At 60.0% G+C, this 13,626-nt stretch carries 12 protein-coding genes and 1 pseudogene; 6 read left to right on the top strand and 7 right to left on the bottom strand.

Annotated features, from left to right (window positions below; genetic code table 11):
* Window positions 1-60 precede the first annotated feature (60 nt).
* Window positions 61-396 (top strand): YbfB/YjiJ family MFS transporter, encoded by a 336-nt coding sequence (locus SJQ66_RS00215; RefSeq protein ID WP_236693717.1) that lies wholly within the window; start codon window positions 61-63, stop codon window positions 394-396.
* Window positions 397-511: 115 nt separating this feature from the next.
* On the opposite strand, the pseudogene SJQ66_RS00210 reads toward SJQ66_RS00215, so the two are convergent.
* Window positions 512-736, bottom strand: a pseudogene (locus tag SJQ66_RS00210) (transposase domain-containing protein); the annotation flags it as partial.
* A gap of 306 nt (window positions 737-1,042) precedes the next feature.
* On the opposite strand from SJQ66_RS00210, the gene SJQ66_RS00205 reads away from it, so the two are divergent.
* The 4 genes from SJQ66_RS00205 (at window position 1,043) to SJQ66_RS00190 (ending at window position 5,210) form a co-directional block, all read left to right on the top strand.
* The gene (locus SJQ66_RS00205; RefSeq protein ID WP_320533730.1) at window positions 1,043-1,243 is read left to right on the top strand and encodes a hypothetical protein; all 201 of its coding nucleotides are present in this window, start codon (window positions 1,043-1,045) and stop codon (window positions 1,241-1,243) included.
* Window positions 1,233-3,311: a recombinase family protein gene (locus tag SJQ66_RS00200; protein ID WP_320533729.1), complete on the top strand. Its 2,079-nt coding sequence runs from the start codon at window positions 1,233-1,235 to the stop codon at window positions 3,309-3,311. Before SJQ66_RS00205 ends, SJQ66_RS00200 begins: the two co-directional genes overlap by 11 nt.
* Before the next feature lie 627 nt (window positions 3,312-3,938).
* Complete coding sequence (locus SJQ66_RS00195) at window positions 3,939-4,910, top strand: sigma 54-interacting transcriptional regulator (protein ID WP_320533728.1); 972 nt, start codon at window positions 3,939-3,941, stop codon at window positions 4,908-4,910.
* A gap of 63 nt (window positions 4,911-4,973) precedes the next feature.
* Window positions 4,974-5,210 (top strand): hypothetical protein, encoded by a 237-nt coding sequence (locus SJQ66_RS00190; protein WP_024904527.1) that lies wholly within the window; start codon window positions 4,974-4,976, stop codon window positions 5,208-5,210.
* A 35-nt stretch (window positions 5,211-5,245) separates the two neighbouring features.
* On the opposite strand, the gene SJQ66_RS00185 is transcribed toward SJQ66_RS00190, so the two are convergent.
* Window positions 5,246-5,524, bottom strand: coding sequence for a 7(1) septoil knot domain-containing protein (locus SJQ66_RS00185; protein WP_024904526.1), 279 nt, complete (start codon window positions 5,522-5,524; stop codon window positions 5,246-5,248).
* A gap of 138 nt (window positions 5,525-5,662) precedes the next feature.
* Between SJQ66_RS00185 and SJQ66_RS00180 the strand changes: the two genes are divergently transcribed.
* Window positions 5,663-6,037, top strand: coding sequence for a hypothetical protein (locus SJQ66_RS00180; RefSeq protein WP_024904525.1), 375 nt, complete (start codon window positions 5,663-5,665; stop codon window positions 6,035-6,037).
* Window positions 6,038-6,093: 56 nt separating this feature from the next.
* On the opposite strand, the gene SJQ66_RS00175 is transcribed toward SJQ66_RS00180, so the two are convergent.
* The 5 genes from SJQ66_RS00175 to SJQ66_RS00155 all read right to left on the bottom strand — a co-directional run bounded on the left by SJQ66_RS00175 (window position 6,094) and on the right by SJQ66_RS00155 (window position 13,625).
* On the bottom strand, window positions 6,094-6,558 hold the full coding sequence (locus SJQ66_RS00175; RefSeq protein ID WP_024904524.1) for a hypothetical protein: 465 nt from the start codon (window positions 6,556-6,558) through the stop codon (window positions 6,094-6,096).
* 76 nt (window positions 6,559-6,634) lie between these two features.
* Complete coding sequence (locus SJQ66_RS00170) at window positions 6,635-7,729, bottom strand: GNAT family N-acetyltransferase (protein WP_176026214.1); 1,095 nt, start codon at window positions 7,727-7,729, stop codon at window positions 6,635-6,637.
* Window positions 7,730-7,789: 60 nt separating this feature from the next.
* Window positions 7,790-8,368, bottom strand: a complete 579-nt coding sequence (locus SJQ66_RS00165; RefSeq protein WP_157685112.1) for a hypothetical protein — start codon at window positions 8,366-8,368, stop codon at window positions 7,790-7,792.
* Window positions 8,369-8,439: 71 nt separating this feature from the next.
* Window positions 8,440-9,597, bottom strand: coding sequence for a type VI secretion system protein TssA (gene tssA, locus SJQ66_RS00160; protein WP_036011411.1), 1,158 nt, complete (start codon window positions 9,595-9,597; stop codon window positions 8,440-8,442).
* 5 nt (window positions 9,598-9,602) lie between these two features.
* Complete coding sequence (locus SJQ66_RS00155; protein WP_320533727.1) at window positions 9,603-13,625, bottom strand: type VI secretion system protein; 4,023 nt, start codon at window positions 13,623-13,625, stop codon at window positions 9,603-9,605.
* Window position 13,626 lies beyond the last annotated feature (1 nt).

The raw sequence follows: 13,626 nt of genomic DNA, 5'->3' as shown, positions 1-13,626 counted from the left end.
TCTTGACGTCAATTGCTTGGAAAAGGCTGCCCTGCAGCGGTCGGCCCAGTGCTGGCAGGCATGCTGGCTGACAAAACAGGATTCGGCCTTGCACTTCGAATTGGATTCGTTCTGGAAATTTTTGGCATTGTCATTCCCGCGCTGACTGTCGCCGCCTCGTTGTTGATCGTGTCCAGCATCATTGTCGGGGCGTTTGTCACTGGTACTGTCCCGCTCGTCCTCGGGCGCATTCACGAGATCCTTGCGCATCATCCTTCTTTACATGGACCAGCTTGGCGAACCGCCACGGTGGGATTTGCGCTCTTTCAGGCCGTTGCCGCGTACGGGCTTTCTATCCTTTTACGCACGAGGGAGAGACTTATAAACAGTTGTTCATTATCGGTACTGCTGCAATAAGGTAAGCGTCGACCGAAGGCATCTTGTCAGCCGCGTATTTCATGTGGCCGGGTATCGATTGGCGGCATGCCGGTAGTGCCCATTTAAAAAATAAATGGGCACTTCAATAAGCTTTTTAAGCCTCGTGGAGTTTGCTGGAAGCGATGTTCCACGGCAGCAGATCGTCGATCTGATTCACCGGGTGGTCGGCTATGCGCGTGAGCACTTCGCGCAGATACGCTTCGGGCTCGATGCCGTTCAGTTTGGCCGTACCGATCAGGCTGTACATGGCAGCAGCCCTGTCGCCCCCTGACTCCGAGCCAGCAAATAGATAATTCTTGCGGCCCAGCGCAATTTCCCGTTCATTCTGCCCATATCGGGCAGGAAGTCGAGATTCATTATCGTTGGCATCCGCTGTATGGGCGTCGCGTCAAGGTTAAAGACATCGAGCGTCGCGGCGGAGGTCAGGTCGTCCATGTGGAGGCGGACCCCGGTGTAATCAGGATGATCGCGGGATGGATGCTCGATGCCGCGATTTGTTCAGCGATGGTTCTCGGCGAACCGAGAGTTACCGTAGCGACACTGCATAATCTGCATCAATTGCTGGTCGATCTGCATTTGCGGGGAAACTCTCCGGACGGTTCCACCAACGTCCGGGAGAAACGCAATGGGCAATCTGCCAAACGTCGTTCCAGCAGGTCAACAGTTATCGCGGTCGATGCCGCCCCAGATGAACCTGATGTTCGACGCGGTCGAGCTTCAGGGGATGAACGCGGTGCAACGGGCAAACACGCTCAGGCATCTCGCATGCCTGTTGATGCAGGCGGCGGGCATCCCGACTGCGAAGGGGCGTAACGATGACGAATGATGATCGTTTGCCCGCAGATCTTCTTAAACGCAAGGCGGTAGTTTATGTCCGACAGTCCAGCCGAACGCAGGTCCAACTGAACCTCGAGAGCCGGCGCCGGCAGTATGACCTCGTGCAGGAAGCAAAGCGACATGGATTTCGCGACGTCGAAGTCATCGACGACGACCAGGGACGCTCGGCGAGCGGCACAGTTGCGAGACCGGGCTTTGATCGTCTGGTCGCGTTATTGTGTGCAGGCGATGTCGGCGCAGTGCTTTGCCTGGACGCCTCACGCCTTGCCCGCAATGGACGCGACTGGCATCATCTGCTCGAGCTCTGTGGTCTCGTTCAAGCGCGGGTAATCGACCTTGACGGTGTGTACGATCCTTGCCGGGCAAATGACCGGCTATTACTTGGCATGAAGGGCAGCATCAGCGAATTCGAACTCAACGTGCTTCGAACGCGCATGCACGACGCCAAACGAGAGAAGGCACACCGTGGTGAATTACGTATCAGCGTGCCGGTCGGCTATATCTGGCATCGTGATGTTGGTCTGGGTTTCGATCCAGACGCACGGTTGCAGGAAGTCATACGCCTGATTTTTACTCGTTTCCGGCAACTGGGCAGCGCGCGGCAGGTTCTGCTGTCGATGAACGCTGAACAGGTCCACTTCCCGCGCCCCTCTGACGGCCGGACGCTGACGCGGGTCGACTGGACTCCAATACGCTACCGTAACGTGATTTCGGTGCTCAAGAATCCGTTCTATGCTGGTGTCTACGCGTATGGCAAGAGCGGCAAGCAGATGACGATCGTCGAAGGCCGGGCACGCAAGAGCTACAAGCACCGCAAGCCGTTTGAGAACTGGGACGTCATGCTCCGGGAACACCACGAAGGCTACATCGACTGGGCGGAGTTTGAACGCAACCAGAAGAAGCTCGCGACAAATGCTTACGGCAAGGCGGGCGACGTAAAATCCGGTCGTGGTGGCCGCGCGCTGCTCGCTGGCCTGCTTGCCTGCGCACGCTGTGGACGTCGCCTGTCGGTGGCCTACGCTGGACGTATCCCGCAGGCCGTGTACCGGTGTGACCGCTTCGACACGTCAGCGCGATGTATGAGGTTCGGTGGTTCCCGTATCGATGCGACTGTCAGCAAGGAGCTTCTGCGCGTCGTGGAGCCATTGGCGATCGAAGCGGCACAACAGGCTGAGCAAATGCACATGGATACCCTGAACGAGCAGCAACAGATCGTGGAACTCGAACTGCAGCAGGCCCAGTACGAGGCCACGCTGGCTGAGCGGCGCTACGCCGCCTGTGATCCCGAGAACCGCCTGATTGCCGCGCAGCTGGAGAAGAACTGGGAAGCGGCATTACGTCGTGTACAGGCCTGCCAGACGCGCGTGGAGACGGTGACTGCACCAAAGGCGCAGGCTCCCCTGCCTGACTTTACGAAGCTCGCCGAAGATCTTCATGCTGCGTGGAATGCACCGAGCGTCGCCATGCGCACACGTCAACAGCTTGTTCGCGCGCTCATCGTCGATATCGTTGCCGACGTCGACGAGGCTACACGCGAAATCATTCTGACGATCCACTGGCAAGGCGGTCAACATTCCCGGCTACGGATTCGCAGGCCGCGAACTGGCGAGCATGGCTGCAGTACGTCAGACGAAGCGCTCGCGGTTATTCGCAGCATGGTAACCCGATGGTCCGACGAGGACATTGCTGCATCACTGAACCGCATGGGAATACGCACAGGACAGGGCAAGACCTGGACCGCACATCGTGTCAGCTCTGTACGGCATGTCCGCGATATCCACGCCTACAAGTCGGCAGATAAGGATGGCGACTGGCTGACGATGTCTGAGGCAGCGAAGGAGCTTGGTGTCACTCACTACATGATCCGGCGTTTGATCAACGATCGGATTCTGCCTGCCGAGCAGGTCGTGCCTGATGCCCCATGGCAGATTCGGACGATCGATCTGCACAGCGAAGCGGTTACCGCAGCACTGGCGCGCAAGTATCGCCCGTGTCGCAACGATGTCGAAGGCCAGATCCCAATGTTTATCCAGGTTTCAGAAGGAGGTGCACAATGAACGCCCCGTTTTCTTTTCCAGGGAGGGCGGCGATCCGGGCGATTTCCTCGCGGTTACGATCTGCTTAAGGATTCGATTGAAATACCCATTTATTTGTTAACTTTCCGCGAGTGCAAACATCACGAGCAGTTGACGCAGTGGCTAAAAAAGCATGCGATGCCACTCACTGGTGGTATATCACCGGCCTCCGTTGCACTTTAACTAACCAGTGCGCTAGACGACTAACCGCCAACGTCTCCAGATCTGGCGCGCACGCGGTCATTTATGAATTTTTTTGCTTTGTTTTTACAAACTTCTGATCTCATGAAATACGAACAAGATGCGGGATAGTTTTAACTCTTGACGGTCAGTTGGCGTTCGTGAGTGTGACAATGTCATTTATCGTTTATATTTGTGAGATTTATTAAAGAGAGGTCTTTTCACTTTGCTAAATCCAAATTAAGATTATGCTCGCGCATGATGCAAGGTGTCGTGTGAACGGCGACCATATCGGGGAGCATCGAAAGCGCAGCAGTCCGGCATTACATCGAAGTGCATCCGTACCAGCTGAAATAAAATAAACGACTGCTAGATGACGTTCGCTATCGCACGTCTCTGAACAGTTAATCGACCAGATTCGGAGTGCGTATGAACCAGTGTACCCACCTCAAGATGCTCGGCTCGTCCGACGCTATGGAGGCCCTCAGGCGTCAGATCGAAAAAATCGCAGGTGTTGACGTGCCGGTCACGGTGTTGGGGGAGACCGGCACTGGCAAAGAACTCGCCGTGCGGACCATCCATTATTGCAGTGAACGCCGTCAGGCGCCGTTCGTCCCTGTTAATTGCGGCGCATTACCGGAGGCGCTTGTCGAAAGCGAGCTGTTCGGCCACGAACGCGGCGCGTTCACCGACGCCAAGCTTGTCAGCGGCGGTCTGATCGGAGAAGCCGAGGGCGGCACGCTGTTCCTTGACGAAATCGACGCGCTCGGGCTAAAGGCGCAGGCTGCGTTGCTTCGGTTCCTGCAGGACGGCGGCTACCGGCGTGTGGGTGGTACCAAGATCCGCTACGCGAATGTACGTGTGGTGGTTGCGACCAACGCAGATCTCGCCGCTCTGGTGGAAGCACGGCAGTTCCGACGCGATTTGCTGTATCGCTTGGACGTGGTGACGCTGAGGATCCCGTCTGTGCGCGATCGCGCTGATGACGCGGTTGAGTTGGCCGAGGCGTTCCTCGATGGATTGCGCACGCGCTACACAAAATCTGCGATGCGCTTTCACGACACCTCGTATTCGCATCTGCGCAGCCATACTTGGCCAGGCAACGTGCGCGAACTTGAAAACAGCGTACATCGCGCTTTCCTGTTGAGCGAGGACGGTTTTGTGCGGCTCGGCAGCGTGGTCAGCACGCAAGATCTCGGCGGAGCAGAGCCAACTGCCGGACGTCCGTTCAAGGCGGAGCGCTCAGCGATGATCACCCGATTTGAAGTCGATTACTTGCGGCGACTGTTAGCTGAAGCCAACGGTAATCTGTCGTTGGCAGCGCGGCTCGCGGGTGAAGAGCGTAGCGCGTTTGGGAAGCTGGTGCGCAAGCATGGTCTCGTGCGGGATCGCTCAAACTGAGTTGGGCGTAGCGATTGAGGTAAGCTGTTGGCTTTACGAATTATCGATGGCAGGGTACGTTCCATGAATGATGCGTTGGTCCAGAACGTCGCCACCCAGATTGCGCATTATTTGCAGATGAATCCCGTTGCGGCCGACACGGTCGAAGGCATTCACCATTTCTGGGTCGGCGCGCAATCCGCGCAACACTCGCTCGACGTCACGCAGGCAGCGCTTGAGTACCTGCTTGCGCGCGGTGAGGTGGTACGCATACCGATCGGCAACCGCATACTGTGGCATGCGCCGCGCGATGGCGGCTGATAAAGCGTTGCGCCTACGCGTGATTTCCCAAGGGGTCAGCGCGTGAGGCGGCCTTGCAACGGGTGCGGCCGCTGCCAGCCCGCCTCACCGTAGCTGTCGACGAAACAGACCTTGAATTGTGCCATGCCCAGGCTCGTGAAGTACAGCCAGATGTCGGCTTCCTGCTTGTCGCGGGTGATGTACCAGCGTGCGTCTCCGTGCGCGAGCCCGTAACTATTGACGCGGTGGACAAGCAGGTCCGCGGTGCCACGGTCGGATAGGTTGACGCGAAAATGTGCCTCGCCCATGTTGCTGGTCTGATAGATGCGTGCCATTGGATGAGTTACTCCTGATCAGAAGATGGCAGTCAGAAAAGCAAGTTGTGCTAGTGCCGCGCGAGCAGCAGGAGACTGCTTCGGTTGCTCTGTGTTGCGCAGATATACCACCAATATGTTGAAACCCGATGGGCCGTCATGCGAAAAGACACATCATTTTCTCCTATTTTGCGCCTGCGTGGTGATGCCCAGCGTGTCGAGGTAATCATGCCGAATGGCACGACGCGACCGGTGCTCGGTACGCGTAGTCCTGGTGGCGACGAGGACCGGCGCGCCGCCACCATCGAGCACGCGGGCAGCGCGGGGCGCTCGCCGCGCCAACAGCCGCTCGTCGCGATTGAAGTCGAACTGTCGCGTCGTGCGCAGACCATCCTCACGCAACGGCTGCCGCGCGAGGTGCGCGAGCGCCTGGACGGCGACGGGGCGGGACGCGATGCGTCGACGCGCAATGGCGATGTTGGCGGCACGGGCGGCGAGACATTGATCGTGCCAGAACTGCGCGAGTCTGATTGAACGCCTAGCTTGTGCAATGAGTGCTGGCCAGCCACTGAGCGTACGGATTGCAGGGGCTATTCGTTGAGATGGCGGCCGCTCTTGTAGTAATCGTGTTCCGGCGTGCCCGGTATCTCGGCGGCGTGCAGATGGACGGCGATGCCACGCAGAGGCGTAGCGATGACTCCGAGCGTGGCTGCGGCCAGCCCGCGCACGTCGAGGTTCCAGGCGGCGTTGCCAGCGCTGTGCATGAATCCCGCCGTTTCTGCAAACGTTGCCGCCGTGGTGTTAGACATGCGTTTTTCCGCTATAGCATCCATTGCGCTTTTCATAGCACCGCCTGCGATTGGCGAGAGGGGCACCTTAGCCGCCAGCAGCCCGTCGTTCGCGAACTTGACGGCATCTCCATACGGCGAATCGTGGTGTGCGATTTGCTGCTTGAACTCGGTGCGCTGCACTTTTGCATCGGGATGGTTTAAGGCGGACAGGAAGAACCCACCAATCGGTGGAACCAGGGTCATTGCCTTGCGTCTGAAGCTCATGCGCTATCTCCTTGTGTACACGTGGTTGAAACATAATGGGACGGATGGTCGTAGCGTTTATACTCAATGTCTGTTTTTATGTATCTCGACTAGTCAGTGGCACTGCGGCTCGCACGTCGAGGTCGAGCCAGTCGGTCAGGGTATGCAACTCGCAAGCGATTCGCGCTTGTGTATTCGGCTGTCCGATCCGGTAGAACAGGTGGTTATCGTGCGGCGCTGCGCCGCGGACGCCTGTATCAATGAAGCCAATCTTTTCCAGTGCCCGGCGTGACGCGGTGTTGGTCTCGTAGACAGTGGCGTAGCAAGTGCGCATGCAGCGGTGCCGATGCGCAGCCTCTATTAGCAGGGCCGCGGCGCTAGAGCCGAAGCCGTGGCCCTGAAAATCGCGACCGATCCAGTAGTAAAAAAAACCGATGTCGCGATACGGTGTAAGGCCGACGTTACCGATGAATCCCCATGCACGATGAATCACCGCGAACTGCTGGTCGCCCTGGGCATAGCCGGCATCGAGCCAGCGGTGCCATGCGGCGGCTTCGTGGAAATGCGGCAGGCCGCACCATTCGGCGATCGCTGGATCGTAATACTGCCAGCAGAAATCGGCGACGTGGTGATGGCCGAGCGGTTCGAGGTAGAGCATCGCATCGTCGTTCCCGATGCTGTGCATCGGTAGCAAGCTGCGGCGCCAGTTGCGCCAAGCGATCAGGTTGCGATAGGCGGCTGCGTGGCCTGGGTGGCCCGGCTCGGCGAGCTGCGCAATCACTGCCATGTCGATCGCGGCGTCAACGTCACCTGTCAGGTGGTAGGCGTGGCCTACTAGGCTAAGCACGTCAGGCTCACGTCGCTCGAACGGTGTGAGGGTGTCGCCCACGGCTAGTACGAGCGGCCAGTACGACCATGCGGCTGCCAGTGTCAGCAAGGTACGCTTGGCTACCGAGTCGAACGCGGCGTGATGGTGTTCCCAGCAGCGATTCAGGCCGATCAGCCAGCCTGCGCGGTGCGACGGCGCGAGGGCTTCGGCGTGCTTGAGTAAAGAGGGCAGGTAAACAAGCACGCTCGACGAGTGCCAGTCTGCAGCGTCCAGCGCCCGCATGGCAGCGGCGAGCGGGGCAGCGTCTGCTGGCAAGGGGGACGCCTGGCGGTGCGTGTCGGCCTTCGGCGCATGCATTAACATCCCGGTTGCTCCTGCATCGCCCAAGGACGACGCGTTCGTGATTGATCCGGATTGCTCCGATCAGGTTAAGGATTTGCCCGGCGTCGTCGTCGGCAGGCTGGGGATAGCGTATTGCTTGGCATACGCTCGCTTGACGTCTATCTCCTTCCAACTGAGGATCGGATGATGCGATTCGCCTGCTTGGTTTGAGGCCCGGCGCTGAGACTCGATGGCATTTAACTCGCCTTGGATCAGCAAGTCGTCGGTCAGCAGGCCAAGGTTGTCGTCGTGGCGATGGCGGCCTTCATGCGCGAGATCGCCCGCAGGATACGGGCTCGACATCTTGACGGTGAGTGTGTTGTTCTGAGGCTGGTAGATGTTCTGATTTCCTAATTGCACGTGAAGCTCTGGGCGTCCTGGATGCTGCCGCTCGTGGTCTTCGATGCGGGAAAATATCTCGTTGACCTCGGGAGCCCGCATGCGCTGGGCCTCCACATGCTGCTGTGCAGCCTTGGATGCGTAGCTGATGCTGCGTTTTTGCGTGTACAGCAGTGAGCTGAATTGCGACGTAGACGAAGCAAACCGTGACGACGCGAACCGAGAACCATTGCCGAGCATCGGGGCGAGCTCCATGCCGGCTTGTCTAGCGAGGAAAACCATCTATATCTCCTTTTCCGGACCCGGTCCGGAGAGCGGTTGTGTCGACCCGAAAGAGGCGACGCGGTGGTGCATTAGGACGGATTACTTGGCTGTGCGCTTTCAATGCCCACCATCTCAAAAATATTGAGCTGTCCGCCCAATCGCATGAACACCTCCTGATATAGCTCGGTCGTGTTCATGCGGCCCCAGAGGGTGGCGCGTAGTACTAGGTATGGCACTGGGCTATGCGGCTCCAGCCGGATCAGGAACTCGGCGATTTCCTTGAGTCGCGCGTAGGCGTCGGCACGATCGCGGACCGCGGTTGCTACAGCCAGCGTCTCGGGCGTGCCGCTTACGGGTGGGGGGGGCGCGGTATAAGTTTCCGCACTGTCCAGCCCAACACCCGCTGCGAGCGGTTCGTGCACCGCCGGTGGTTTGAGCGGCACGCCCTGTTTGTGCAGTTCACCGTCGACGAGTGAACGGATCGACCCTAGCAGTTCTGTTGTTTTGTGCAGGCTAGGCGCTTCGCCTTCGAAACGCTGATCGAGCACCGTGTTCATTTCGTCGATCCGGTTCAGTGCGTCAGACAGGCGTGCACGCAGCTCTAGGAAGTCGGCGGCCGAGGTGGCATCTAGTGCCTCTTGCAGTTGTGCCAGTGTGGCGCTCTCTGTGTCTACGTCAGATCTGCTGCCGCCGCGTGCGCGTTCGTGATAGTGCGCGCGCTCCCAGTCAGCCCAGCAATAAGTCTTCCCGTCCTCAAGCTGGATCAGCGGTGCAAGCCGCAGTGCCGCCAGATTCTTGTCGGAGATCGAGCGTATGAGGTTGGCGCGATGTTCGTAGTCACCCTGGCTCGGAGACGGATGGATGTGATCCCAGTATCGCGAGATCATCTCGCACAGCAACACCAGGGTTGGCGCGATGCCGGCGATGCCGTACTGCTTGAGCTGCGCTTCGTAGAGCCAGGCAAGCAACTGTATGTCCTTGCTTTCGTACATCAGCATCTCGGTTATCAACTGGCTAACCTTGAGCCAGTCGGCGCGTTTCAGGTCGCGCTGCCAGGCGCCCATCGGCAGGCTGGGGTCGTCGTGGCGCCGTTCTTGCGCGATCTGACTGTAACTCGGACTGTCTCGCGCCGGTCGCCCGCATGGCATCGCCGCTTTGATAGGTGCAAGCAGCGTGTCTAGGCTGATGTTAAGGGTGGCCTGGAAATGCCGGTCGGCGTCGGCGAGCTGAGCTAAATTCGTCGTCATGGCGTTCATTGGGGGGCGGAAATTGGGAATGCCGCCGGCAGTTTTAGCGGCGTTGCTGTCTTTGCATTCACGTTCGACACGCGAATGCTGAGGAACACATGCGCGGTGTCGGTGGCGGGACTGCCGGCTGGCTTTGACTGCAGCACTGGCACGTCGAACTGCAGCAGCGCGCGCGACGCATCACGTGGATCGGTGGCGGGTTCCGAGTCCGGGCGATGGCGCTCGATCATGCGCAGCAGCGCCCAGTTGCCGGTGGCGGCAAACGTCGCGGTGTTGCCGTCCACCTGCAGGTCAGGCGCTGTGATTGCCAGCGACGGTCGCCACAGCGACAAGCCAGCCCACGACAGGTCGAGCACCAGCGGCTGACCGAACTGCCAGTCCATGGCGCTGCCACCGTTAGGGAACGAGACGCCCTTGGTACCCGACACTAGGGTCATCTCGCTGATCTGGTTGCTGCCGTTCGCGCCGGGCTTCAGCGCGCGGAAGTTCACGTTCAGGCTGACGAGCGGGGCGTCGTCGGCGGTGGCTGCCACGTTGCCTGTGGCAGCGGTGTCGCCCGGCACCGTCGTCGACACCATGTTGCCCTGCAGAAACGCGTCCACTTGGTCGAGCTGTGCCAGGAACTGCCGCACGTTCTTCCAGTACGGCTCCTTCAGCCCCGTCACTTGCTTCTCGAGTGCGGCGCGTCGGCTTTCGTAGTCGGTAAAGAAGCGCTTCACGGCATCGAGACCCGCGTCGTCGGCGTCGAGTGCACCGAACGGATAGCGGCCAGCCAGTTCGCGGTTGAAGCGACTCGCCACCGGCTGGTAGGCGTTTTGCGCCTGCGCGTAGCGCTCGCCTTTGCACCGCATCTGAACGCTCTGCATGAGTCGGCCGCGATAGTTTGAGAACAGGTCGTTGCCGAGCGGGGGCGATGAATACGCGGTCAGTTGCTCGCTGCAGTTGTTGTTCTGCAGCGTCGACAGCACCTTCAGGAACAGGTTATCGAGCACTGCCGGCTGCGAGTTCGTGTCTTTGCCCTGGGTATAGCGTTTGATCTCGCTCGCGGTATTGTTCCAGTAGGCTGCGTTCGCGGTGTTAGCGCTGGCGCTCGAGGCCCAGGACTCCGCCTGCCCAAGATAGGTGAGGAATGGCTGGGCGTAGCCAACCAGAACCTGCACGCGGCTGACCTGACGCGCTAGCATGTCGGTCACCACCGGCGTACTGCCGAGATCGAAGAAGTACGCCTCTGGGTCCTGCGAGGCGGGAAGGTAGCTGGGTTGGTAGAGCTGGCTCTGATCGGCTAGCAGCGAGATGCGACCGAGCTGACCGTTGGCGTACTGGTGCGCGCACTGCGTGAGTTGCGTGGCACTGCCGTCCATGCCGAGCGTGCGGAACTGCTTCTCAATGTTCAGCGCCAGCGGCGAGATCGTGGCGAAGTTACCGCTGTCGGCGCTCAACTGTGCCTCAGTGCTGCTCATGGCGAGGTCAGCGGCGGCCTGCGCTTGTGCGAGGTTGTTGTTGACTGCCAGTTCGAGCTGGTAGCGGGCTAGCTGCCGATAAAGCGCGTCGGGCCGGTCTCCCTTCAGCGTCGGCTCTGCCAGGAACTTCTGGTAGTCTGCCACGTTCTGATTCGCGTCCTTCAGCGGGCTCGGACTCCAGTTGGCGAGGTTGCCCGTGCAGTTGAACTCGGTGAGAGGGGCCATGGACATGTAGCTGAGGCTGCTCAGCGCGTTGAGGCCGGTCAGCTCGCCCTGCATTGCTGGGTTCAGTGCGATCTGTCCGTTGAGGTTGACGAACAGTGCGCCGTAGCCAGGCAGCGACAGACTGTTGAGCGTCTGCATTGCCAGTGGGTATTGATGCGCGGCGTCGAACTGTGTGCCGACCTGCGACTGAAGATAGGACGGATAGCCGAAATCGGTGACGAGCGGTTTGAGACTTGCTACCAACTGGTTTTGCACGCTCAGGATTGGGTTGTTGTCAGCGCTGGAGCCGAGCCACTCTGTGCGGATCCAGTTCAACCAGCGCGTGAACTGCTGCACGTGTGGCAGGATTGGCTGCTCCTTCACTTGCAACTGCTGGAGCAGCGGCAGGCCGGCCCGCAATTCAGACTGCAGCAGCATGCTCGCTTGCGCGGCCAGTGCGGCGATGTGATCGCTGACATTCTGTTTCAACTGCGGTGGGGTGGTGATCGTGCCGGTGAAATCCTCGTCGGTGAGCGCCGCTAAGGTGAGCGGCAGCAAGCCGGGGCGGCTGCGTACGTAGGGTGGTACCGGTGTGTGGTAGGCGTATTCGAGCAGATCGAAGAAGCTTGGCAGCGGCACGCGGTCTTTCGCGTAGGGTGTCTTACCGAGCAAGCGTTGGAAGCGACTGGCGTTACGCTCGTACAGATCCACGCGTTGCACGAAGCTGTTCAAATTGCGGAGCGCCTGCGAATAGTCGAGCTCGGCCGTGATACCGCGGGTTGCCTCTGAGCCGAGTTTGTCGGCGCGCTGCGATAACTGGCACGCAAGCCCCGGCAGTATCACCTTACGGAACGCGGTGTCGATCACGCGTCGCGCGCTCTGACGGCTTAGGCGTGAATCGACCAGCGACACCGGCAGCAGCCAATTGCTCACATCAGCATTGATCTGTGCAACCTGTTCGATCAATTGGTAAGCAGGGGCCTGCGCGATGCAGCCGGCGCCGGGCGCGGGCGCCTGCAACTGTTGCATCCTTTCGAGCGCCTGTATCACGTGTCCGATCCGGGAATCGATTATCCAAACCCGAACTGCGAACGCGATCACCAACACCGAAAAGCCGAGCACGCCGAGCCACTGCACACGCCTGATTAGCAGGTTGCGCGACCAGACGCCGGCCCGTGTCGGGCGCGCAAGATGTTTCTCGGCGAGAACTTTGTCGATGATCAGGTCGCGCACGAACGCCACGTCGTGGCGTGGGCCGTCGCGATGCTCGATTTGGTCGCCGTGTCCCGCCACAGTGCCGGTGAAGTAGACGCCGCGCAGAAAAAACGTGGTTTCCCAGGCCGAGACCTGGAACACTATGGCAAGCCACTGCTCGAACGGCATTTGCAGTTGAGCGAAGCGCAGGGGGTAGAGGAACATTGGATCGGCGTCGTATTCGGGGATCCGTTCGCAGTGCGCCGCCGTTTCCACTTGCAGTGCCTGCAATTGCGCACCGATGGCCTCGAAGATGGCGGCGCCCCACTGCTCGGGCGGCGTCTCGAACAACTGGCTCGGCGCTGACCATCCGACCATCTCAGTGCGCCGCTGCGGCGACTGCGAGCGCCAGAACGCGCTGAAACCCTCAACGTGATCACAGGCGGTCACTACCACGTAGACGGGCAGCGCGAACTCGAGCCGCTCCTCGATACTGCGCAGTTGCTGGCACGCGTTCTGCGCTAGAGCCATCAATCGTGCCGGATCGCGCTGCAGGAAGGTTCCTGCCGACACTGCCAACACGATGCCGTCAAGCGCGCGCTCGGGGCGCAGCGCGTCTAGCTGATCAAGGAATTTTTGCCAGCGGCGCAAGTCTGCACCGTCGGATGTGCCGTCGCCGAGCGCCACGGCGGCGGCCGACTCTGGCCACTTGGCGTCCGGATCGAGCACTAAGCCCTGGTCGAGCGCGTACCAAGTGGCACCCTCGAGTTCCAGTTGTTTCTGGCGTTCGTCGAGCGGCTGCGTGTGCTGCGGGCCGATCGATTCGAGCAGACTGGTCTTGCCAGCACCGGCTTGGCCAAGCATCAGCACCCACGGCGTACCGTAGCGCCACTCACGGGAAGTGCGCAGGTAGTCGAGGGCGAGCGTGGCGCGCTCGATCCACCCTTTTACATAGGGCTTGGCGGTCGGTTCGCAGCCACACAGCGGCGGTACGGCTGGTGCCATGACGAGTGGCTTGAGCTTGGCCCACAGCTTCCCCGCCAGCTTTAGCAGGACAAGCAAGGCGAGCGCGGCGGCGGCCGACATCAGCACGAGCTTCAGCGTTCCAGCGTTGGGAGCCCAGCCGGTCTGTGCCTTCAGCCAAGCGATCGGTTTCTGTAATGCGTCCACG

The organism is Robbsia andropogonis (genome assembly GCF_034047095.1).
Taxonomy (GTDB): Bacteria; Pseudomonadota; Gammaproteobacteria; order Burkholderiales; family Burkholderiaceae; genus Robbsia; species Robbsia andropogonis.
This window is presented reverse-complemented; position numbering and strand designations above follow the sequence as displayed.